Annotated in this window: 25 protein-coding genes; 8 read left to right on the top strand and 17 right to left on the bottom strand. The window is 37.0% G+C overall.

Going from position 1 to position 22649, the window contains the following annotated elements:
* Positions 1-92: 92 nt before the first annotated feature.
* The 14 genes from trmFO to HCX62_RS04910 form a co-directional block, all read right to left on the bottom strand.
* Positions 93-1397 carry an FADH(2)-oxidizing methylenetetrahydrofolate--tRNA-(uracil(54)-C(5))-methyltransferase TrmFO gene (gene trmFO, locus HCX62_RS04975; protein WP_185637359.1) on the bottom strand — a complete coding sequence of 435 codons (1305 nt, stop codon included), beginning with the start codon at positions 1395-1397 and terminating at the stop codon, positions 93-95.
* 62 nt (positions 1398-1459) lie between these two features.
* Entirely contained in the window at positions 1460-3538 is a 2079-nt protein-coding gene (gene topA / locus HCX62_RS04970) for a type I DNA topoisomerase (protein WP_185391240.1), read from the bottom strand.
* Between the two features lie 271 nt (positions 3539-3809).
* Positions 3810-4670, bottom strand: a complete 861-nt coding sequence (gene dprA / locus HCX62_RS04965; protein WP_185637357.1) for a DNA-processing protein DprA — start codon at positions 4668-4670, stop codon at positions 3810-3812.
* 132 nt (positions 4671-4802) lie between these two features.
* Positions 4803-5588 carry a ribonuclease HII gene (gene rnhB / locus HCX62_RS04960; RefSeq protein WP_185637355.1) on the bottom strand — a complete coding sequence of 262 codons (786 nt, stop codon included), beginning with the start codon at positions 5586-5588 and terminating at the stop codon, positions 4803-4805.
* Positions 5581-6447 carry a ribosome biogenesis GTPase YlqF gene (ylqF, locus tag HCX62_RS04955; RefSeq protein WP_185637353.1) on the bottom strand — a complete coding sequence of 289 codons (867 nt, stop codon included), beginning with the start codon at positions 6445-6447 and terminating at the stop codon, positions 5581-5583. The genes rnhB and ylqF overlap by 8 nt, the downstream gene beginning before the upstream one ends.
* 9 nt (positions 6448-6456) lie before the next feature.
* A complete protein-coding gene (gene sipZ, locus HCX62_RS04950) occupies positions 6457-6999 on the bottom strand; it encodes a type I signal peptidase SipZ (protein ID WP_008947649.1) in 543 nt (180 codons plus the stop codon).
* A 102-nt stretch (positions 7000-7101) separates the two neighbouring features.
* Complete coding sequence (gene sipY / locus HCX62_RS04945; protein WP_185637351.1) at positions 7102-7671, bottom strand: type I signal peptidase SipY; 570 nt, start codon at positions 7669-7671, stop codon at positions 7102-7104.
* A gap of 34 nt (positions 7672-7705) precedes the next feature.
* Complete coding sequence (gene sipX / locus HCX62_RS04940; RefSeq protein ID WP_185637349.1) at positions 7706-8272, bottom strand: type I signal peptidase SipX; 567 nt, start codon at positions 8270-8272, stop codon at positions 7706-7708.
* 118 nt (positions 8273-8390) lie between these two features.
* Positions 8391-9650 (bottom strand): ATP-dependent protease ATP-binding subunit ClpX, encoded by a 1260-nt coding sequence (gene clpX, locus HCX62_RS04935; RefSeq protein WP_003766662.1) that lies wholly within the window; start codon positions 9648-9650, stop codon positions 8391-8393.
* Positions 9651-9834: 184 nt separating this feature from the next.
* The gene (gene tig, locus HCX62_RS04930; RefSeq protein ID WP_185637346.1) at positions 9835-11118 is read right to left on the bottom strand and encodes a trigger factor; all 1284 of its coding nucleotides are present in this window, start codon (positions 11116-11118) and stop codon (positions 9835-9837) included.
* A 114-nt stretch (positions 11119-11232) separates the two neighbouring features.
* The gene (locus HCX62_RS04925; RefSeq protein ID WP_185637344.1) at positions 11233-12171 is read right to left on the bottom strand and encodes a hypothetical protein; all 939 of its coding nucleotides are present in this window, start codon (positions 12169-12171) and stop codon (positions 11233-11235) included.
* Between the two features lie 268 nt (positions 12172-12439).
* Positions 12440-13093: a hypothetical protein gene (locus tag HCX62_RS04920; RefSeq protein WP_185637342.1), complete on the bottom strand. Its 654-nt coding sequence runs from the start codon at positions 13091-13093 to the stop codon at positions 12440-12442.
* A gap of 15 nt (positions 13094-13108) precedes the next feature.
* Positions 13109-13642, bottom strand: a complete 534-nt coding sequence (locus HCX62_RS04915; protein WP_185637340.1) for a matrixin family metalloprotease — start codon at positions 13640-13642, stop codon at positions 13109-13111.
* A 103-nt stretch (positions 13643-13745) separates the two neighbouring features.
* Positions 13746-13961 (bottom strand): helix-turn-helix domain-containing protein, encoded by a 216-nt coding sequence (locus tag HCX62_RS04910; protein ID WP_185637337.1) that lies wholly within the window; start codon positions 13959-13961, stop codon positions 13746-13748.
* A gap of 150 nt (positions 13962-14111) precedes the next feature.
* Here HCX62_RS04910 and HCX62_RS04905 point away from each other — a divergent pair, with 150 nt between their 5' ends.
* From HCX62_RS04905 to HCX62_RS04890, 4 genes are all read left to right on the top strand, one after another.
* Entirely contained in the window at positions 14112-14507 is a 396-nt protein-coding gene (locus HCX62_RS04905) for a helix-turn-helix domain-containing protein (RefSeq protein ID WP_185637335.1), read from the top strand.
* Positions 14508-14587: 80 nt separating this feature from the next.
* The gene (locus HCX62_RS04900; protein WP_185637332.1) at positions 14588-15727 is read left to right on the top strand and encodes a PrsW family glutamic-type intramembrane protease; all 1140 of its coding nucleotides are present in this window, start codon (positions 14588-14590) and stop codon (positions 15725-15727) included.
* A 147-nt stretch (positions 15728-15874) separates the two neighbouring features.
* Positions 15875-16696 carry a glutamate 5-kinase gene (proB, locus tag HCX62_RS04895; RefSeq protein ID WP_185637330.1) on the top strand — a complete coding sequence of 274 codons (822 nt, stop codon included), beginning with the start codon at positions 15875-15877 and terminating at the stop codon, positions 16694-16696.
* Positions 16689-17936, top strand: coding sequence for a glutamate-5-semialdehyde dehydrogenase (locus HCX62_RS04890; protein WP_185637328.1), 1248 nt, complete (start codon positions 16689-16691; stop codon positions 17934-17936). The genes proB and HCX62_RS04890 overlap by 8 nt, the downstream gene beginning before the upstream one ends.
* A 23-nt stretch (positions 17937-17959) precedes the next feature.
* On the opposite strand, the gene HCX62_RS04885 is transcribed toward HCX62_RS04890, so the two are convergent.
* Entirely contained in the window at positions 17960-18874 is a 915-nt protein-coding gene (locus HCX62_RS04885) for an alpha/beta fold hydrolase (RefSeq protein ID WP_185637326.1), read from the bottom strand.
* Between the two features lie 188 nt (positions 18875-19062).
* Here HCX62_RS04885 and HCX62_RS04880 point away from each other — a divergent pair, with 188 nt between their 5' ends.
* Positions 19063-19527 carry a hypothetical protein gene (locus HCX62_RS04880; RefSeq protein ID WP_185637324.1) on the top strand — a complete coding sequence of 155 codons (465 nt, stop codon included), beginning with the start codon at positions 19063-19065 and terminating at the stop codon, positions 19525-19527.
* A 44-nt stretch (positions 19528-19571) separates the two neighbouring features.
* On the opposite strand, the gene HCX62_RS04875 is transcribed toward HCX62_RS04880, so the two are convergent.
* Positions 19572-20024 carry an NUDIX hydrolase gene (locus HCX62_RS04875; protein WP_185637322.1) on the bottom strand — a complete coding sequence of 151 codons (453 nt, stop codon included), beginning with the start codon at positions 20022-20024 and terminating at the stop codon, positions 19572-19574.
* A gap of 176 nt (positions 20025-20200) precedes the next feature.
* Between HCX62_RS04875 and HCX62_RS04870 the strand changes: the two genes are divergently transcribed.
* The 3 genes from HCX62_RS04870 to HCX62_RS04860 all read left to right on the top strand — a co-directional run bounded on the left by HCX62_RS04870 (position 20201) and on the right by HCX62_RS04860 (position 21775).
* Entirely contained in the window at positions 20201-20338 is a 138-nt protein-coding gene (locus HCX62_RS04870) for a hypothetical protein (RefSeq protein WP_003723553.1), read from the top strand.
* A 330-nt stretch (positions 20339-20668) separates the two neighbouring features.
* Positions 20669-21514, top strand: coding sequence for a YitT family protein (locus HCX62_RS04865; protein ID WP_185637320.1), 846 nt, complete (start codon positions 20669-20671; stop codon positions 21512-21514).
* A 66-nt stretch (positions 21515-21580) separates the two neighbouring features.
* Positions 21581-21775, top strand: coding sequence for a hypothetical protein (locus tag HCX62_RS04860; RefSeq protein ID WP_185506774.1), 195 nt, complete (start codon positions 21581-21583; stop codon positions 21773-21775).
* Between the two features lie 36 nt (positions 21776-21811).
* On the opposite strand, the gene HCX62_RS04855 is transcribed toward HCX62_RS04860, so the two are convergent.
* On the bottom strand, positions 21812-22471 hold the full coding sequence (locus tag HCX62_RS04855; RefSeq protein ID WP_185480021.1) for a Crp/Fnr family transcriptional regulator: 660 nt from the start codon (positions 22469-22471) through the stop codon (positions 21812-21814).
* Positions 22472-22649: the final 178 nt, after the last annotated feature.

Below are 22649 nucleotides of genomic sequence, written 5' to 3'. Positions count from 1 at the left end.
TTCCATCACTTTCAACTCCCCTAAAAAATAACAAAAGCAGCGATCGTGATGAAAAGAACAGCAAAGATTAGTCCTCAATTATTATAGTGTTTTTAAAGTTGTTCTGCAACCTTTTTTATTGCATTTAGCGCTCTTTCAGCTAATTTTTCGTTACGTTCTTGTTTAGCACGAATTTTAGTTTCTAGCTCTGGGAAAAGGCCAAAGTTAACATTCATTGGTTGGAACGATTTTTTACTTGCACTTGTAATATAATGCGCTAAACTACCAATCGCTGTTTCTGCTGGGAAAACCACTAATTCTTTCTCTTCCACAAAATTAGCCGCATTAATCCCCGCTGCCAAACCGCTAGCAGCCGACTCGACATAGCCTTCTACACCAGTCATTTGACCTGCGAAAAACAAATCATTACGTGTTTTTAATTGGTAGGTTGGTTCAAGTACAGTTGGTGAGTTGATGAATGTATTGCGGTGCATTACGCCATAACGAACGATTTCAGCATTTTCTAAACCTGGAATCATACCGAAAACACGTTTTTGCTCGCCCCATTTAAGATGCGTTTGAAATCCTACCATGTTATAAAGTGTTCCAGCAGCATCGTCTTGACGAAGTTGCAATACTGCATATGGTCTTTTTCCTGTTTTTGGATCTTCTAATCCAACTGGTTTCAATGGTCCAAATAGCATCGTTTTAATTCCGCGTTTCGCCATAACTTCAATCGGCATACAACCTTCGAAAAATACTTCTTTTTCAAATTCTTTTAGAGCCGCTGTTTCTGCTGTAACCAAGGCTTCATAGAATGTGTTGAATTCTTCTTCTGACATCGGGCAATTTAAGTAAGCTGCTTCCCCTTTATCATAACGAGATTTCAAATATACTTTGTCCATATCAATGCTATCTTTTTCAATGATTGGTGCCGCTGCATCATAAAAGTAAAGATACTCTTCACCAGTCAATTGTTTGATTTCTTCTGCAAGCGCAGGACTTGTAAGTGGACCTGTAGCAATAACTGTTGGGCCTTCAGGGATAGTCGTAACTTCCTCTGTATGCACGGTAACAAGTGGGTGGTTTTTCACTTTGTCTGTTATATAGCCAGAAAATTCATGACGGTCAACAGCAAGCGCCCCTCCAGCTGGTACAGATGCTTTATCAGCTGCTTCAATAATAATAGAATCAAGTATCCGCATTTCTTCTTTAATAACGCCTACAGCATTCGTTAAGCCGTTAGCACGCAAGGAATTTGTACATACTAGTTCTGCAAATTTGTCAGTATGATGCGCCGGGGTTTGTTTGACCGGTCTCATTTCATATAAATCAACTTTCACGCCACGCTTTACTAATTGCCATGTTGCTTCACTTCCAGCTAAACCTGCTCCAATTACATTAACACTCTTTTCCATTTTTCCGCCTCCTCGCGCAACAATGGCAACACAGGAACTTTCCAAGTGCTGCCATTTTCCACTTATTGTTGGGTTGATTCTTTGTAATCACAATTTGTACATTGTACTTGTACGCCTTTTTTCAATTTCTTCTCGACTAATGCTCGTTTACTACATTTCGGGCAAGGTCGTTCTACTGGTTTATCCCATGAAACGTAATCACAATCTGGATAACGATCACAGCCATAGAAAATTCGTTTTTTCTTGCTCTTTCTTTCTATTACATGCCCTTTCTCACATTTCGGACAAGTAACACCGATTTCTTTGACGATTGCTTTCGTATTACGACAATCCGGGAATCTACTACAAGCAAGAAACTTACCGTATTTGCCCATTTTATATACCATCGGCGCTCCGCAAAGATCGCAATCAATTCCAGCTGGTTCGTCTTTAATCTCGATTTTTTCCATTTCCGCGTCTGCTTTAATAACATTCGGCTCAAAACGTTTATAAAACTCATCGATTACTTTGACCCATTCGACTTCACCGTGCTCTACTTCATCTAGCTCACTTTCCATGTTGGCAGTGAACTTCACATCTAAAATTTCTGGGAAGTAATCTTCAATCATTTCATTTACAATTTCGCCTAACTCGGTTGGGATAAAGCGTTTATTAGTTAAAGAAACATAATTTCTGCGCTGAATTGTATCTAGCGTTGGTGAATAAGTCGACGGACGACCGATACCAATTTCTTCCAAAGTTTTTACTAATCTAGCTTCTGTGTAACGTGGAGGTGGCTGCGTGAAATGTTGACGCTGTTCGAGTGATTCGGACTGCACCTTATCTCCTTTTTTCAAATCCGGTAGAATATTTTCTTTTTCTTCCGTATTATCATCGTTACTTTCTACGTATACTTTCATGAAACCATGGAATTTAATTTTAGACCCATTTGCTCTAAAGTTGACGCCGTTATTATCTAAATCAACACGCATTGTATCAAGAACTGCCGGTGTCATTTGACTCGCGATAAATCTTTCCCAAATCAAACGATATAAGCGAAGTTGATCTCGCGTTAAATATTCTTTGACTTCTTGTGGGCTTCTCATTGCGCTTGTCGGTCTGATTGCTTCATGGGCATCTTGAGCACCTTTAGCATTTTTATCTGAACGTTTATGATTACGAGAAAATTCAGATCCGTATGTTGCTTTAATATAATTGCTTGCTTCCAAAATAGCAGAATCAGCGATACGAGTGGAGTCGGTACGCATATACGTAATTAACCCAACCGTTCCTTGTTTACCAAGCGTGATTCCTTCATATAATTGTTGTGCGAGCATCATTGTTTTTCTTGTTCGATAATTTAATTTCCGCGCTGCTTCTTGTTGTAAACTGGAAGTAGTAAACGGTGCAGCAGGATTTCTAAGTCTTTCTTTCTTCGTTACATCTGTTACATCGAATGATTTTCCTTTAATTGCAGACATCACTTCTTTAACATCATCTGCTGTAGATAGCTTTTTCTTCTTGCCATTGACACCATAAAAATTGGCTTGGAATTTTTTCTTACCTTTAAGGAAGTTGCCATCAATCGTCCAATATTCTTCTGGTTTGAAATTATTGATTTCTTTTTCTCTATCAATAATGATTCGCAAGGCAATGGATTGAACACGCCCAGCACTCAGGCCTTTTTTCACCTTTTTCCATAGAATTGGGCTGATATTATATCCCACTAAACGGTCCAAAATTCTACGAGCTTGTTGTGCATTAACTAAATCCATATCAATTTTACGTGGTGTTTTAAAAGATTCTTTTACTGCTTCTTTCGTTATTTCGTTAAATACAACCCGTAATTTATCTGATTGATCTAACTCTAGACTGTTGGCAAGATGCCATGCAATAGCTTCCCCTTCGCGATCGGGATCGGCTGCGAGATAGACTTTTTTCGCTTTTTTAGCCGCTTGTTTTAATTCTTTTAAAACAGGACCTTTTCCGCGAATCGTAATATAACGAGGTTCATAGTCATGTTCCGTGTCTACACCCATTTGACTCTTAGGTAAATCACGAACATGTCCCATGGAAGCTTTCACTTTAAATTTCTTCCCTAAATACTTCTCAATCGTTTTTGCTTTTGCAGGTGACTCTACAATCACTAAATAATCTGCCATATCTATATATTCCTCCCTGATTTGGGTCAATACACGGGCTTTACTCGTTGTCCGAATCCTACTACAGTCTTAGCCTCGCGTTCAATAAGTTTTCAATGCTGATTTTTCACATAATTCAGTAGTAAATATTAGCCCTTCCTACTGGGTTTGTCAATGGCTTTTATGAAAAAGTCCATTTTTTGATGTTTTATAACAGCTTTCTTTAGCAAACTTATCTCAAAAAATCAGGAATTGCAAGTCAAATCACTTAAAAACGATAATTTCAGTATAATTATGGCTTAATTTGAAAAAATTCTTCTATTATATTGTTTGCATTCATAACTAACTTGGCGCCTTCTTGAATCAAATAATTTGTGCCTTTCCATGTATCAATAAAAATATTCCCTGGAACGGCGAATACTTGCCTATTTTGTTCTAATGCTATGTCGGCCGTAATTAACGAGCCACTTCGTTCTGCTGCTTCTATTATTACTGTTCCCATCGTCAATCCACTAATAATTCGGTTTCTTTCTGGGAAGTACCATCTCCTCGCTTCTTCATCTGGTAAATATTCACTTAAAAGCAAGCCTTCTTTGGCAATTTCTTTCGCGAGCAGCTCATTTTTTCTGGGATAAATTTTGTTGACTCCTGAGCCGAGCACTGCAATTGTCGCTCCTTTTTTATTTAAGGTAGCTTTATGTGCGGTCGTATCTATCCCTATTGCCATTCCGCTAACTATGGTTAATTTGAGCGCGGCAAGCTCACTAGCAATTTTCACGCATGCTTTCCTGCCATATTCACTCATCTGCCTCGTACCTACAATGGCAATTGCTTGTTTTTGCAGCAAGGCTATATCACCTTTGCAAAATAAAATTGGTGGCGCTTCGTAAATTTCTCTAAGAAGAACTGGATAGTTATCATCTAAAATCCAAATAGGTGTAATATCCTCATCAAAAAACACTTCGGTCGTTTCTATCTCACTCAAAATTTGTGCTCGCTTATCCATCTGAAAGAAAGCCTCCACAAATGTTTCCATTGTCATTTCCCAGTGGTCCGCCTCTGTTAATTTTTGCCAAATGACTGCTCTTTTTTTGGCAGAAATGGACTTACAAGAAGCGAATTTCAGCCAGATGTTTCGTTGTTTTAAATCCATATGTCGCACCTCCGTGATAGTTATTCCCAGTGTACAAACATTATGCTTTTTTGTAAAATGACCAAAATCTCAAAACAACGCAAAAAAACGTATTTTCAACATCGAAAATACGTTTTTCTCTATAGGATTTAACTATTTTAAACTATCAAAATGTAACTTTGCTTCTTTTACTGGTGAAAAACTCAAGCGATGAATCGGACAAATACCAATTGTATCTAACCCTGCCAAATGGTTCTTTGTGCCATAACCCATATTACTCGCAAAATCATAGCCTGGATACGTTTCATCATATAGCTGCATTAATCTATCTCTTGTAACTTTTGCAATAATGGATGCAGCAGCAATGGAAATGCTTTTGGTATCACCTTTTATGAGTGAAAGTTCTGCTTCTGTATATTTCAGTGGCATGGCATCGATTAAAACAAAATCTGGTTCCGGTGACAATTGATCTAAAGCCTCGCGCATAGCTAGTTTTGTTGCTTCGTAAATGTTGACTTGATCAATTACATCATGCTCAATTATCCCTACACCAATCGCGATGGCCTCTGCTTTTATCGTTTCGAATAAAGCATTACGTTTTGCCTCGCTTAATTGTTTAGAGTCATTAATACCAACGACAGAAAAATCCACTGGCAAAATAACTGCTGCAGCAACAACTGGGCCAGCGAGCGGACCGCGCCCTACTTCATCTACTCCAGCAATATATTTGTAGCCTTGTTGGAACAAATCCGTTTCATATTGTTTCATTTCTTCCAGTTTGGCAAGTAATTTCGTTTCTTTCTCCCATTTTCGTCGTGTAGATTGTAGCAATTTTTCTACACCTTTGCGTTTATCTTGAAGGCATAATTGAAAAAAGGGATCATTTTCTGAGGTGATTTCGTTCAGTCGCTCCCGAATCGTTGCAATTGAATCACTCATCGCTATCATCTTCCCAATTTGGGAAATCAAAGGACATTCTACCTAATTTTTGCTGGCGGATTTCTCGGACAACCGTTTCTGCGGCGCGGGAGTAATCTGGATCATTATATCGATCTAACAGGCCTCTTTTTTCTGCAATAAAAGCTAGCGTTTCAATCGGATCTTCGGAAACAGTTTCTACTTTTAGCCAACTTTGAAGACGATCTGGGTAATGATTTTCTAAAAAGCGTAAACCATAACCAGCAATTTCTTCCATTTGAAGTATATCGTCTTTAATTGCGCCTGTAAGTGCTAATTTGTAGCCAATTTCTTGATCTTCAAATTTAGGCCAAAGAATCCCTGGTGTATCTAAAAGTTCTAACGTTTTCCCAACTTTAATCCATTGTTGGGCTTTCGTCACTCCGGGTTTATTACCTGTACGTGCAATATTTTTTTTCGCTAAACGGTTGATTAAGGTTGATTTCCCCACGTTTGGAATTCCTAAAATCATTGCGCGAATTGCTCTTGGTTTCATACCTTTACTTCTTAAACGGTCGAATTTTTCTTCCATTAACTTTTCAGCAGCTTGTTCGATTTTGAATAGACCTTTGCCTTCTTGAGCATTCACAGCTACTGCTGGCAAGCCTTTTTTAGCAAAATAGTCAATCCATTCTTTTGTCGTTTTTTCATCAGCTGTATCTGCTTTATTTAAAATAATCACTCGTCTTTTTTGGTGGATAATTTCTTCTAGCATTGGATTGGACGAAGAAAGCGGGATACGTGCGTCCACTAATTCGAAAATCACATCTACTAGTTTTAATTTCTCCGTTACCTCACGGCGAGCTTTGGCCATATGACCTGGAAACCATTGAATTGTCATCGTATACTCCTAATCTATAAGTTTGGCGTCTTCAATTGGCCAGTAACAAATCGGTGTTGTTCCTAACACCTTACTTAGTGGAATCGGCCCAATTATGCGGCTGTCTTTACTTGCGCGACGATTATCCCCTAACACAAAATAGGTGTCTTTTGGGATTGTGCCACCATCTAGTTGATCTTTAGAACTGTAATCATCTGTTAAATAGCCATCTTTTAGCTTTTGTTTGTAAGTATCTAAATACGGTTCATCATATTTTTTCCCATTGATGTAAAGTTGGTCTTCTTTATATTCTACCGTGTCACCCGGTAAACCAATCACTCGTTTGATATATTCTTTTCCGTCTGCTTCTCGAAATACAATCACATCAAAACGATCGACCTTCCCGAAGCGATTTATAATTACACGGTCATCATTATGAAGTGTTGGCATCATTGATATCCCATCTACGAGAATAGGGACAAACAAATAAAAACGGATTATAACAGCAAGTAACACTGCTAAAACAGCCGCCCAAATCCAAGACCATAACCGTTTTAAATTCTTCTCTTTCAAAAAACTGCACCGCCCTATTTTATACTAACAGTCTTATTATAAACGAAAAAACTTTCATTTAATAGAGAAATCCGCGAAAAAGTATCTTTCACGGACTTCTCACTATTTTCCAAATTGTATTACTGTGCCGTTTACCATCGAGTCATCAATAAAGCCAAAAATGCGACTATCTGAACTCCCGCCACGATTATCACCGAGCACAAAGAGTTTTCCTTTTGGAACTGTGCTTTCTCCAGTCATATCCTTTAGCGTATAATCTGCTATGTATGGTTTTTGCGTTGGGTCAGGATTCCAAAGTGTCAGCGTTCCTTCTGGCAAATAACTTTCTACTTTACGTTCACCATTTAAATATAGTTCCCCATTTTTAAAAGCAATTTGATCGCCTGGCATACCGATTACTCGTTTAATGAAATGTTCGCCTGTACCAATCATTGGTGGTTCATCAAACACAATAATATCGAAACGATCTGGGTTAGTAATTTTTTCAATAAATATTCTATCGCCATCTTGATATGTTGGAACCATAGACGTGCCTTCTACCTTAACTGGTGCAATAACAAAATTACGAATGACTAGCGCTATTGCAAGTGCCGCAACGATAACTAGCACCCAGCTTAACAATTGATGCGCCCCACTTTTTTTCTTGGGCTTTTTTTCATACCGATCTGTCATCTATGTCTCCTCCTAGACTTCCCGCGGGTTAACACTAGCGTTGTAAGGATTTTCCAAATGAAATTACTTTTCCAAGCACACTATTCTGCGTTATAAAGCCAATGTAGCGACTATCTTTACTTACTTGACGATTATCCCCTAACACGAAAAGTTTGCCTTTAGGGACTGTCAGAGAGCCGTCAGAGTACGGAACGTCAGCCATCGTGAAATTAGGATCGCCTTCCGCATCCGTTGTTAAATAGCCGTTGTTCAAAGCAGCTTTTTCTGAATCTAAATACGGTTCGTCATATTTTTTGTCATTAATATAAAGTTGATCTTCTTTATATTCCACTTTATCTCCTGGAAGGCCAATGACGCGTTTAATATATTCTGCATTTTCTTCGTCAGGAGCAGGAAATACAATGATATCAAAGCGTTTTGGACTGGATACTTTGTTAATAAATAAATGTTCCCCGTCATGAAGCGTTGGATCCATTGATTTCCCATTAACAGTAACTGGAGAAATTAAAAAATAGCGAATACCAAAAGCGAGTATTAGCGCGATGAGAATTATTTTTATCCATCCAAATGCCCCAGAAAAAAATTTATTTTCACTTTTCATGTCTTTTTATCCTCTCCAATTAATATTAATAAAGTATAGCACGAAACAAGTCTGTTGTTACAGTAAAACAAGCTGAGTTGATAGAAAAAATGCGCGCCAATTACGACGCGCATTCTAATCATGCAGATGTTTTAATTGGAATAATAGAACCATCTTCTAATTGCAATTGCGGTTCTTCTTCTCCGCGAGCTGCTTTTTCAGTAATAATACACTTAGTAATGTCATCACGTGAAGGGATTTCGAACATCACTTCTAGCATGATTTGTTCGATAATAGAACGAAGACCACGTGCTCCGGTTTTACGTTCAATCGCTTCTTTCGCAATTTCAATTAAAGCAGTTGGCTCGAATTCAAGTTCTACGTCATCAAGCTCCAACATACGTTTATATTGTTTTACTAAAGCATTTTTTGGCTCTGTCAAAATCGAAACAAGTGCCGCTTCATCTAATTGTTCTAGTGTTGCAATGACCGGCAAACGACCGATAAATTCAGGAATTAATCCGAATTTCAGTAAATCTTCCGGAACAACACGAGATAGATACGTTTCATCTTCTTTTAGTTTCGCGTTATCTGTACCAAATCCAATGACTTTTTCACCCATTCGATTTTTAACGATTTGTTCGATTCCGTCAAATGCTCCACCAACGATAAATAGAATGTTTCCTGTATCAATTTGAATAAGTTCTTGATGAGGATGTTTTCTACCGCCTTGAGGAGGAACGCTTGCGACAGTACCTTCCAAAATTTTCAGTAGCGCTTGTTGTACGCCTTCACCGGAAACATCTCTAGTAATAGATGGGTTTTCGGATTTGCGGGCAACTTTGTCGATTTCATCAATGTAGATAATACCTTTTTCCGCTTTTTCGACATCATAGTCAGCTGATTGAATCAGTTTAAGAAGAATATTTTCTACATCTTCCCCAACGTAACCAGCTTCTGTAAGTGAAGTCGCATCTGCAATAGCAAATGGAACATTAAGAATACGCGCTAATGTTTGAGCAAGAAGTGTTTTACCACTACCAGTAGGACCAATTAAACAAATATTACTTTTTGAAAGTTCTACTTCATCTTCTTTAGTTTCATTGGAATTAATACGTTTGTAGTGATTGTAAACTGCTACAGCGAGTGCTTTTTTGGCACGCTCTTGACCAATAACATAGTCACTTAATATATGACGGATTTCTTGAGGTTTTGGCACTTCACCAAAATCAACAAATTCAGAAATACCTAGCTCTTCTTCAATAATTTCATTACAAAGCTCGATACATTCATCACAAATATAAACACCTGGACCGGCCACTAATTTACGTACTTGATCTTGAGTCTTTCCGCAAAAGGAGCATTTAAGTTGGCCTTTTTCGTCGTTAAATTTAAACACAATAATTCACCCCTTCGCATAGGTATGTTGCTTATAGGCGACTTTTTCATCTCCTATGTGTGTTAATAATATCATTTGTTTATTAGAAATGCCAATCATCTGTATTCATATTTCTACATTCAGAAGGACACGAGTATAACTCATGTCCCCCATTTTTTAATGAAATTATTAAATCAGTCGTCGCTTATTTTTCCACTGCGCTATCTAGTAATACGTCGATAGCTTTACGGATTTTAAGGTCAGATTTAAGTTCGCTCATATCGCCAAGTGCAGCACGAACAGCGTCTTTTTCCATGCCATATTTTTCAGCTAATGTAGAAATTTCTTCGTCAATAGCTTCTTCAGTTGGCTCAATGTTTTCAGCTTCAGCAATTGCTTCAAGCACTAGGTTCATTTTCACGCGTTTTTCAGCGTCTTTTTCCATTTGTGCGTGCATTGCTTCTTCTGTTTGGCCAGTGAATTGATAATATAATTCAGGAGTTAGACCTTGTGCTTGCAAATCTTGTGCGAAGTGGTTCATTAAATGATCCGCTTCATGATGAACCATTGCGTGTGGAATGTCCACTTCTGCATTTTCAACAGCTTTCGCAATAACTTCTTCTTGTTTAGCTTGAGCAACAGATTCTTCTTTTGCTTCTTGTAAACGTTTAGAGATTTTTTCTTTTAATTCATCTAAAGATTCTACTTCTTCGTCGATGTCTTTTGCAAGTTCATCGTCAAGAGTTGGAACTTCTTTTGTTTTGATTTCGTGTAATTTCACTTTGAAAACTACAGGTTGTCCAGCTAAATCTTCCGCATGGTATTCTTCAGGGAAAGTTAACTCGATGTCTGCTTCGTCGCCAGCTTTTAAGCCAACTAATTTTTCTTCAAAACCAGGAATGAATTGTCCGCTTCCAAGTTCTAGAGAATGGTTTTCAGCTTGTCCGCCTTCGAAAGCTACGCCATCTTTGAATCCTTCAAAATCAAGGATTACAGTGTCGCCGTTTTCAGCTGGAGCTTCTTCTTTAACAACTAACTCAGCTTGACGCTCTTGTAATTGTTTTAGTTCAGCTTCTAATTCTTCTGTTGTAAGTGTTGTTTCGCGTTTTTCAATTTCAAGACCTTTGTAGTCTCCAAGTTTCACTTCAGGTTTTACAGTAACTTCTGCAGTTAGAACCCAAGTTTCGCCTTTTTCCATTGACTCGATGTTTACTTGAGGAGTGTCAACTGGATCAATTCCAGCTTCGTCAATTGCTGCAGAATATACTTCTGGAAGCAAGATATCAAGCGCATCTTGGAAAAGAGCTTCTTCGCCAAAACGTTGATTGAAAATTTGACGCGGAACTTTCCCTTTACGGAAGCCTGGCACGTTAAGAGTTTTACGTACTTTTACGAAAGCTCTATCTAGACCTTCTTTTACTTTTTCTTGTTCAATTTCAAAAGTAAGTTTTCCAACATTACCTTCTTGTTTTTCCCATTTTACTGACATGGTATAATTCCCTCCATCATCTATTTAGTTCAATTTAATTACTCTCATGACAAGTTTCAGCCATACTCACTAATAATAACACAGATATCCCTGACTTGAAAACAACAAATATCATTATATAAAATAATTTTGCTGCCTGATTTCCAACTCTTCAATAATAGAAATAGCTTCTTCTACTGCTAAGTGATTCACATCGTCTGAAATAACGCTATTATCACCATACATCGCATTCGCCCATTTGTAGTAAGCATTGACCCAAACATCCACTTCTTTTGGTTCTAATTCGAAGGGATAGAGCATGAATAAATGTTGCTGAATAATTCCCATCACTTGCTCTAGAAGGCTTGGATTGCTATGTTCAAGCAACTCAGCAAGTCCTGCAAAAAGAGCTTCTGCAAATGGATTATCAGCGAGCATCGGTACATGACTAGGATTAAACGTGCCATCCTTATCAATTTTTCGGACTTTAATCTCTTCATTTATTTCTTTTTCTTGCATTAACTCAAAAATCATCGACTGAACAAATGGAGAAAATTGATCATCTGCTAGAAAATCTTTAAAAGCTGGCAAAAATGTATCAATCTCTAGAAAACGTGCTTCTTGCAAAAACTCCAATTGCTCCGTTGTTTGCCAAGTTGCAAATTCACGAATATCTTTTCTTGGAATAAATTGCTTTGGAAACGGGATAACATTATCTGCCACTTCTTCGGTCGTTTCTTTTTTTTCTTCTTCCATATAATGCCGAACTAGTGTGAAGTACGTATCCATATTATCTTCTTTCATAAAAGTTACAGATAGTTCTCCAAGTATTTCCTTATTATAGCCGTTCATCGTCAAGAAGTTTTGACCTATTTCTTGCGCTTTCTTCGTCTTATCCGTCTGATTATAAAATTGAATTAATTTATGTACAATTTCCTCGTTGCAAGGTTCTTGATGATACGCGTTTTCCAAATAATGTAGCGTACTCATTTTTTCTTCTTCAGACAACGAGGTAATCCCTTTTTCCAGAAATTTTTTTACACTCATTGGAAAAAAAGCACCACTTTCACTCATCGTTTTATCTCCTTTTATTTGAAAAAGCTTTATTTATACTAACTGGATTTACCCTAATTGTTAAAAATCTAACCATTTTACTGAAAAAATGATGATTTGGTTTGATTCATTCTACTTGTTATCGTCTGGTTCTGTCAAGTGGATTTTGTGGTACTTTTTTGCGTAAAATCGCCTGGAATAAGCCTATTTTTATAACATTTTTTATTTAGAGACAAAAAGAGAGACCTCGATTTTTCACCGAGGTCTTTCATTATTCAAGTGGCTTTATTTATTCACTGTATTCAGTTAAAACTTCTTGATAAACATCTTGATATATTTCTTCGATGTCCAAAGCTCCTTCTGCTTTCTCCCCGTCATCTAGGAATAATTCATTTTCAGCTACTTCTTCGACTGGGAATTTACTTATTATCGCATTTGATAAAATATAGTTGTCTCCTTCTGGATTTTTTTCTAAAAATAGCGTATATTCTTCACCTTTTTCCATGTTTTTATAACCGTCGATTGTTAAATCATATTCTTTGCCATCAACAGAAACGTCTTCTACGCTATATTCCAATACTTTAATTGTCGTGTTTTCTTTCAATTTTCCGGTGTCATCTTTTTCGATATTATTGATTTGCACTTCGCTCATCGTGTAAAAATCTGTCGGGAAAAGATTTTCTTTTGTTTCTTTCGTTACCGTTGCTTTTTCGGATTTTTTAGTGACTTTGACGATAATTGGCGCATCTTTTTCTAAGTCGTCGATGTTTTCAGCGAGTTTGAGATATTTTCCATGATAGGAAACAACTCCATTATTTGGTTTCACTTGTTCAGATTGAGTTTGTTCTGTTGTTGGTTCTTCTTTTACGCTTTCGTTATTGGAACAGGCCGTTAAGACACTCAGGCTTACTAAGCCCATAATAATGATAAGTTTTGTTTTCATTTTCAGTCCTCCTTTTTATTTATACATTGCTTTAATGCCGTTATAGTCATCTGTTTGTGGCTTTGTTTTATTGATAAAGCCTTTATCTAGCATAATTGCGTTTCTCGTTTTCACATGTCCTAAGCCAAAACCGTGGCCAAATTCATGGATAACCGTTTCAATTTTTTGATTGTTCGATAGTGAGCGAAAACCTTTATAAAGAGTGATTTCATTCTTTACGACTAATTTATTGGATTTATAGTAGGTTGTACTGCAGACAGCAAGTACGTCTCCTTTGTTCGTTGCTGAACTACTGACGGTAAAATTAGGTTTCACATCGTTTCCCATACTAACTGTGTTTAAATACGGTGAAGGATTCCATGCTTTTGCTCCATTAATAATAACACTTTTAAAACCTTTTGCTGATCCGTTAATGTAAATCTTAAAATTTTTGGCGCTCGCCTTTGTCATCACATAGCCATTCTTCTTATACGCGTTCGCATTAGTTGGGATGAATAACGCAACTAACACTATACAAACAAGCAATCCTATAAACGTCTTTTTTCTCATGTTGTAAGCTCCTTTTTTATATTTTCACACGTTTTGTGTGTATTAACCCTAAACGTATCCCATAAAATTTTAATTATCTAGTCGCTTTATCCCGTAGCTACTTTTATTCATAAAAGAAATTTAAATCACACATTAAAATTTCACTCAAGATTACGGCATTTTTATGTGAAAGTCTAACCGTTCCTTTTTCAATGTTACTATAGCCCGATGTGTACTTGTATCCCATCCGTCTTGCTATGAAAGCTTGGGTAATTCCCCGTTCCAATCGTAAGTCTCGTATTTTGGCCGTATTGATTTTTCTGCTGTCTACTGTTTTCATGTCATCTTCTCCTTATCTACACATTTTGAGTTGTTAATACAATATTAACAACTCAAAAAGAGTATGTCAATCGTAAAATAATACGTTCTGTGTTAAAATATAGCTAAATTGAGTAAGATATTGTATAATCAAACAAAAAGGAGTGAAATCATGCCAAAATTAAGTAATAGACTCACACTACTTAGAGAAAAACAAGGTTGGTCTAAAGCAGAAACAGCTAGAAGACTTGGTTTAACTGCACCTTCTACATACGGCAACTGGGAATATGGCATTCGTGAACCAGATTTAGAAATGGTTACACAAATTGCTACGCTTTATGATGTGAGTGTTGATTATTTACTTGGACAACAAAGTATTCCAATGTATGTCCCTAGTGAACTCCAAAACGAAAAAGATATCGGGAAAAGAATGACAAAAATTAGCGAAGATTTAAAATATGAAGATGATTTGAACTTAGATGGTCAACCATTAAATGAGTCTGCCGCCAATTTCTTAGCAGATTCGATTGATTTTCTTTATGAACAAGCCAAGAAATTAAATGATTAATCCAGCTCGACCGTTTAACTTTTAGCATTTTTGGGAATAATTAATGGAGTCAAACTAAAAAGTTAAAGGGGGAGTTTCATTTGTCAGAATGGTACTTCAAAAAGAACGAACAAAGAGTTGGACCTTTTACGAATGTAGAGATGATTGCTCTATATAGGAAGAAGGAAATTAATGATCTTACATTGGTCCAAAGATCCCCTCATCCAGAATGGGTTGCGTTTAAGCAAACAGAATTACATCAACATACTGGAAATCACGGGAATTCCGAACTCAAGATTGGTAATCTCTTCTCTGCTGTGTTTAAAAAGCATTCCAAAGAAGAAGGTGAAAAAGTCTTTATCGCTGGAACCAAGTATACAACACCAGCGACGAGCGATATTCCACATACTTGGCCACATCCTTGGGTATTTTCCAGAGTTTTCTTAGTGTTAATCATTACGTATTTTTTACTTCTAGCTTGTACATATTTGTTTGAAAATAGCAATACGATACCTGGACTTATGGTTATTGGTTCATTTGCAGTTCCGTTTTCTGTCTTATTATTCTTTTTCGAAACGAATGCACCTCGGAACATCAGCGTTTTTGATGTCGTGAAGATGTTCTTCATTGGCGGTGTCGCAGCACTTGTTGCAACACTTGTTATCTACTCCATTATTCCAGTTGGAAAATTAAATTACTTTAATGCCCTTTTGGTTGGTTTCATTGAAGAAACTGGGAAAATGATTATTGTTGCTCTCTTCATTCGTTCGTTAAACTCGAAATATATTTTAAACGGTTTACTTATTGGTGCTGCTGTTGGGGCTGGGTTCGCTGCTTTCGAATCACTTGGTTATGCGTTTAATTATAGTGTCGATGCTGCATTCTTATTCAAAGATATTCATATTGCCGGCGAAACAATGATGAATGTCATCTTTAGCCGTGGTTGGCAGTCTATCGGTGGCCATGTTGTATGGGCCGCAATTACTGGTGCCGCTCTTGTTATCGCTAAAGGTGATCAAAAACTTGGTATGCACCACATTTTCACAGGTACGTTTTGGAAATGGTTTATTATTCCGATTGCGCTGCATTTCGCTTGGGATTGCCCATTCAATCCACTACCAGCAATCGCGTTTAAACAAATTGTTCTAATCGTTATTGTTTGGTTCGTTATCTTGCGTCTAATTAGCAAAGGCTTGAAACAAGTTTCCGCAATTTCAGCCGCGAGTAAAGCCGCTAAATAATCAAAAGAGTCCTAAGAAAATTTCTTAGGGCTTCTTTTTTTACTAAAAATCATCTATGCAAAGCTTGGAAACTGGATTCTAATATGGACATATCCGCATTTTCATGTAAAATAGAAGTATTATCTAATTAGCAGAGGGGTCATAGAAATGCGCGAATCTTTGAAAAATAGCAAGAGATTAGTTATTAAGGTTGGTACAAGTACATTGATGTATGGAAATGGCCATATTAATTTACGTACCATTGAAAAATTAGCGATGGTTTTATCCGATTTACGCAACGAAGGAAAAGAAGTTATCCTTGTTTCTTCTGGCGCGATTGGAGTTGGCTGTCATAAATTGCAACTTCCCGTACGTCCTACAAGTATTCCCGACCTCCAAGCAGTAGCTTCTGTTGGTCAAAGTGAATTAATGCATATTTATAGTAAATTTTTTGGTGAATATGGGCAAGTCGTTGGACAGGTGCTACTTACTCGTGATGTGACTGACTTCCCTATTAGCCGCGAAAATGTTATGAATACCCTCGATAGTTTGCTCAGTCGTGGTATTATTCCCATTGTAAATGAAAATGATACGGTTGCTGTTGAAGAACTGGAGCATGTAACTAAATACGGAGATAATGATCTTCTTTCAGCGATTGTCGCTAAACTCGTTCAAGCAGATTTGCTTATTATGCTTTCTGATATCGATGGCTTTTATGAAAGTAATCCGACAACCGATCCAAATGCAGTTATGTTCTCTGAAATCAATCAAATCACGCCTGAAATCGAAGCACTTGCTGGAGGTCGCGGTTCTGAATTTGGAACTGGTGGTATGTTAACCAAGCTTTCTGCAGCCTCGTATTGTATGGCTTCTAACCAAAAAATGATTTTAACAAACGGCAAAAATCCAACCGTTATTTTCAATATTATGCAAGGTGAACAAGTTGGAACGTTATTCGCTAATAAAAAGGAGGAATTTTCACATGACTGAACTCATAAAAAAAGGTAGCGCCGCCAAAGAAGCAGCTCCATTTTTAGCACAAGCAACAACAAAACAAAAAAATGAAGCTTTGCTGAATTTAAGTAATGATTTACTTGCCCACACTGCGACACTTTTACAAGAAAATGAAAAAGACATCGTTCGTGCACAGGAAAAAGGGACGCCGGAAACAATGATTGATCGCCTTCGTTTAACAGAAGAGCGAATTAAAGAGATTTCAGAAGCAGTGAAACAAGTAGTCGCGTTGAAAGATCCGATTGGCGAAGTAACGAATATGTGGAAAAATGAGGCTGAATTAACTATTGGAAAAACAAGAGTTCCACTTGGCGTCATCGGGATTATCTACGAATCTAGACCAAATGTTACAGTCGACGCTTCAGTTCTTTGCTTTAAAACGGGGAATGCGGTGATTTTACGTGGTGGTAGTGATGCCATTGACTCTAATAAAGCGCTTATGTCCGTTATTCAAGATTCGATTGAAGCATCTGGCTTTCCTCGTTCTAGCGTTCAATTAATTGAAGATACATCTCGAGAAACGGCGCGCGATATGATGCGTTTGAATCGCTTTTTAGACGTCCTTATACCTCGTGGTGGCGCCAGATTAATCCAAACGGTGCTTGAAAATGCTACTGTGCCAGTGATTGAAACCGGTACTGGAAATTGTCATATTTACGTGGATAAAGCTGCTGAAAAACAAATGGCGATCGATATTTTAGTCAATGCCAAATGTTCACGCCCTTCTGTTTGTAATTCCGCAGAAACATTACTTATTCATAAAGACGTTGCACAAGAATTTCTTCCCGCGATGGAGACAGCTTTAAATGAATATCATGTTGAGCTTCGCGCAGACGAACGTGCGCGTAAGATTCTAACAGAGTCTAAAGCAGCCACTGAATCTGACTGGGAAGATGAATTTTTAGATTTCATTTTAGCGATTAAAGTGGTCGATTCAGTGGATGAAGCAATCAATCATATTAATAAATACGGCACGAAGCATTCCGAAGCAATCATTTCTAATGACTATGCGACCGGCCAGGCTTTCCATCAAAAAGTAGATGCTGCAGCGGTTTATATCAATGCTTCTACTCGTTTCACAGATGGCTTTGCAATGGGATTCGGTGCTGAAATTGGCATTAGCACACAAAAACTTCATGCCCGCGGACCGATGGGCTTAACCGAGCTTACATCAACCAAATATATTATTTTCGGCGACGGTCAAATCCGCAATTAAAAAACAAGGTAGCCTAATGATGGCTACCTTGTTTTTGCATTCAACCAATCAATCACATCTTGAAAAACGGTTTCTTTACATAATTCATTCACAAGTTCATGACGAGCATGTTCATAAATTTTATACGTAACATCCTCTACCCCAGCTTTTTCTAATGCTAAGGCAATTTTAGGCGTATCTTTCCCAAAATGGCCAACAGGATCAGCGCTTCCCGAGAGCAGCAATATTGGTAAATCTTTTGGGACACTTTCTATCGTTTCACTTTGCTGACTCACCCTGATTGATTCAAACAGATTATGGAAAAATCCACTCGTACCAACCACTGGACCACAAAATGGGTCTTGTTCATACGCTTCATAAATTGCAACGTCACGCGATAGCCAACTAAAGTTATGATTTTCGTTAAACGGACGATTATAGCCCCAAAATGCTAATTTATTAAGGAATCCACTTCTTTTTCTATCATCTTTTTTCACGCGTTGTTTCGTAATAATTTGGCCCATTTTCAGTAAAGCTGTCGGTTGTAAACCACTACCGCTAAGGATAACCCCGTCTACTTGATGGTGCGCCATAAACGTCCGAATAATGAAACTTCCCATGCTATGTGCAAAAATAAAATAAGGTAAATCAGGATAATTTTCTTTCAAATAAGTTCGAACTATGACTTCATCTTCTACCATGTTTTCAAATCCTGTTTCTCCGTCTAAATGCCCTAAAGATGCCTCATCCAAAGCAGATTTACCAAAACCACGGTGATCATCAGCCACAGCAATATATCCAGCTTGATTCAAACGTTTCGCAAACAAATTATATCTAGCGCCATGTTCTGCCATCCCATGAACAATTTGAACTACACCAACTGGATTTTCTACTTCATCCCAAATATGTAAATGTAAATCTAATCCATCCGTAGCTTTTAATTTCATTTGTTTGTACATGTGTCTCCCTCCTATTTCATCTTATCATTAGTATACCACCAGAGCCTGATTTTCACTCTTTACTAAGCTTTAATTAGGACTTTTGTATAACTAGTTAAAAAGTTACAGTTCCATCTATTCATTTCTCTCAATTAGATTGTTCACATAATCACAATATGCTATAATAGTCCCATAAGGAGATGACACACATGGATAACTGTTTAGCGCAATTACAAATGTATGATTATTTACTAAAAAAATACCGTAACAAAGAGGTTTTTCCTGAGACGAGAATGATCGTTGAAATCGATGGAAAGCTTTGGACTGGTGACTTCCTGCAACTGGACGATTGTCATATCATCGAGATTGATTGGGAAGATACACGATTTACACGGATTGAACGCACAAAAGATGCTATCAATGATGAGTTTAATGAAAAAGTGACGAACTCCAATGTGAATGTAAGTGAAAATCGCATTGATTCAAAAATTGGTAGTCTAAAAAATATTGAAATTTTATATCAAGAAATTGGTAATTTTGTTCGCCAAGTAGAAAACAATACAACTACTTTAAAACCATTACTTTACAACGCTTATTGTCTAGACACACGAGTTAAATTACCATTCTTAGACATTAGCAAAAAAGAAATTACGTTAGTATCTTTAACAAATTAAACAAAATCCCGCGAAATGGCAGTTTCGCGGGATTTTTATGTAGTTTACTCGATATGTTTAATTGTTTTTCCGGCTAATTGTTTTAATTCCACTCCAAGAAACGGTGGCAAAATAGTTATCTCATCCAACTTATCTAATTCAATCCATTTAAAATTTAACTCGTACGGCATCTCCTCGTTTTGGCCAAATGCTTCTGTTTTCGTGAATGTTGCTAATTCAGGCAGTTCACTATCCGGACAAAGATTCACACAATAATAAAATTCAATACTATCCACTTCTTCTCCTCGATACAAAAAGCGATTTTCAGCAACTATTTTTAAATCACCAATGCTTACTTCTTCCCCAAGCTCTTCTTTCATTTCCCGCTTTAAGCCATCTTTCGTCAATTCATTTTCTACTGCGCCACCTGGGAGCGTCCAGTAATTTTCACCTTGGTTGGAGTGAAGTAAAATTTTATTTCGATGAGTGATAATTGCTGCGGTTCTAACATGTTTCATTGCACCCCTCCTTCCATTTTTATTGTTCAAATTTTCCCACCGCTATTTTAGCACATTTACCCTTAATTGTAACCGAAATTTGTTAACCCGCTTTATTACCAAAATCAGCTGAAATTTGGTACACTGATAGTAGTAAGGTCTGCACTTGTGTTTTGATTTAAGAGGAGGTATTTTCTATGACTAAAGTTATTTTAACTATTTTTGCAATTATTGTTCCAGCGTTTCTCGGATTTATACTTGCTTATCAAATCTATAAGAAAAAAACTGCCACTTATATGCCACTTAAAAATGAATTTGTACACTGGGCGAAATAAGCGCGAAATAGGGAGGGAAACAAGTTGAAAAAAACAGAAAGTGAAAAACCGCTTGTCATCAAAATTGTTATTAGTGTTCTTGTAGGCTTATTTTTACTTAATTTAATGCCATTTTTAGCGATTTTCGGCTAATTATTTATACTTAAAAAAGGCTTGAAGCTGCTTATTTTTTATGGTATATTGTAAATTGTGTTGAAATGAATAGCAATTTTTTATGGTGAGACAATTAATGACAACGATGTCAGTTAATGCTTTTTTAATAAAAAGACTCCAGAGTGCCTTTTTAGAGGTGTTCTTGGGTCTTTTTTTGTGTGGAAAGGAGAAATGGATATGAAAAATAAAACTGGTTGGAACATCGCAAAAATTGTTACGGGGGCGCTTATTTTCTCGCTCGCTGTCAATATTTTTGCCATCCCGAATAATTTAGGAGAAGGTGGCGTTACGGGGCTAACAATGATGCTTTATTACTTGCTTGGCTGGACACCCGCTGTCACTACTTTTATTTTTAATGGTATTTTACTTATTATTGGTTACAAGTTTCTTGATCGTATGACGATTGTCTGGACGATTGTCGCGATTAGTTTCACATCGATATTTTTACATTTTTCTGAGCCGCTTGCTTTTGTGGCAAACCAAACTATTATTGCCGCGATTTTTGCTGGATTAATGATGGGTGTTGGAATGGGGCTAATTATGAACGGTGGCGGAACAACAGCTGGCAGCGCGATTTTAGCGAAAATTGCTAATAAATATCTTGGCTGGAACACAAGTTATGCCCTGCTGTTCTTTGATTTACTTGTCGTGATTCCTTCTGTGTTTGTCATCGGATTTGAAAATATGTTGCTGACAGTCGTTTCGCTTTATATTTCGACTAAAGTACTTGATTTCATTCTGGAAGGTTATAATCCTAAGAAATCTGTTACGATTATTTCGGACTATTATGAAGAAATTGCTACGGAAATCGATGCGAATTTGGAACGTGGTATTACCCTTTTCAACGGTCAAGGTTTCTATATGCGCCAAGATAAAAAAATCCTTTATATCGTGATTAGTCGCGATCAACTACTACCGCTTACAAAAATCGTCAATAAATATGATGAGAAAGCATTCTTTATTATTAATGACGTTCAAAGTGTAGTTGGTGAAGGATTTACGAAACAAATTACAAGCGAATAATGTCGTTTAGCTAAAGATATGTTACAATAATGTGGAAATTATTTTTAATGTAAGTGAGGCGTCCTTATGAAAAGATCTAAACCGGCTTATTTGGTTTTACTTGTTGTTGGCTTGGTTTTTGTTTTTCTAGGACTATCTAATATCGGAATCTCTATCTTTTGGGATTTTAGCGACTTAGAGAATTTGATGGTTGGCGGCTTGCTAATTATCATCGGACTCATCACACTTAGAATTCGATATTCATTTAAAAAAAGAGGATAGAAAAGCACTGCAGTCATTTGCAGTGCTTTTCTTCAGTTAAAAAATCACGTTTTCTTGGATAACGTCTAATTTTTTAATAATAATATAACGATTTTGCATGGTAATGACGCCTTCTTTTTTCAGTTGCTGGAAAATCCGGTTCACGCTGCTCGCTGAATTTATACCGCAAAAATGACCAATTTCTTCATTGCTCACTAGAAAATCAATTAAATATTGGTCTTCCGCTATTTCCACTCCGAAAAGTGTATAGAGTTCATAGAGTTGCGTACAAATCGCGCCTAGCTTGCCGTTCATCAACATTTGCTGCATCTTTTTAATTGATTGCAAAAGCCGCGTCCGGTAATAATCTTTGACATAAATTTGCAAATCCACATCGCGGTTCACATCTTTCCAAAACCTCACCCGGTCAACTTGATACAGTTCTGCCGTATCAGACTCCACACGAATATTAAACGGCGCATTGGCAAACTGGGAATACTCATCTTTTAACAGCGAGATAATATCCATTTTGTTAATGTAGTTTAAGTTAAACTCCCTACCATCCCTTGAAATAATACTCGTTTTAATAATCCCTTTTTTAAGTATGTACACATAAGAATCTTCAAGCCCCTCGTAAGTTAAATATTTACGTTTTCCCCTTGTAATAACTGGAAAATCATTTGTGCTTACATAATTATTAAGAATATTTTGCTTCATGTTCTTAACCTCCTTTTTGTCATTCCAGTTAAAGCATATTAATCATACAAAATACTATTCCCTATTTTTTCAACATATGTTATACAAATTTGTATATATCAGAAATAATTACCAAATTAAAAAGTATCCTCTTCGAATTTCCCCTATAATACTGTTTGTCGCTGAGATAAATAACAAA

The sequence above is a fragment of the Listeria swaminathanii genome (assembly GCF_014229645.1).
Classification (GTDB): domain Bacteria; phylum Bacillota; class Bacilli; order Lactobacillales; family Listeriaceae; genus Listeria; species Listeria swaminathanii.
This window is presented reverse-complemented; position numbering and strand designations above follow the sequence as displayed.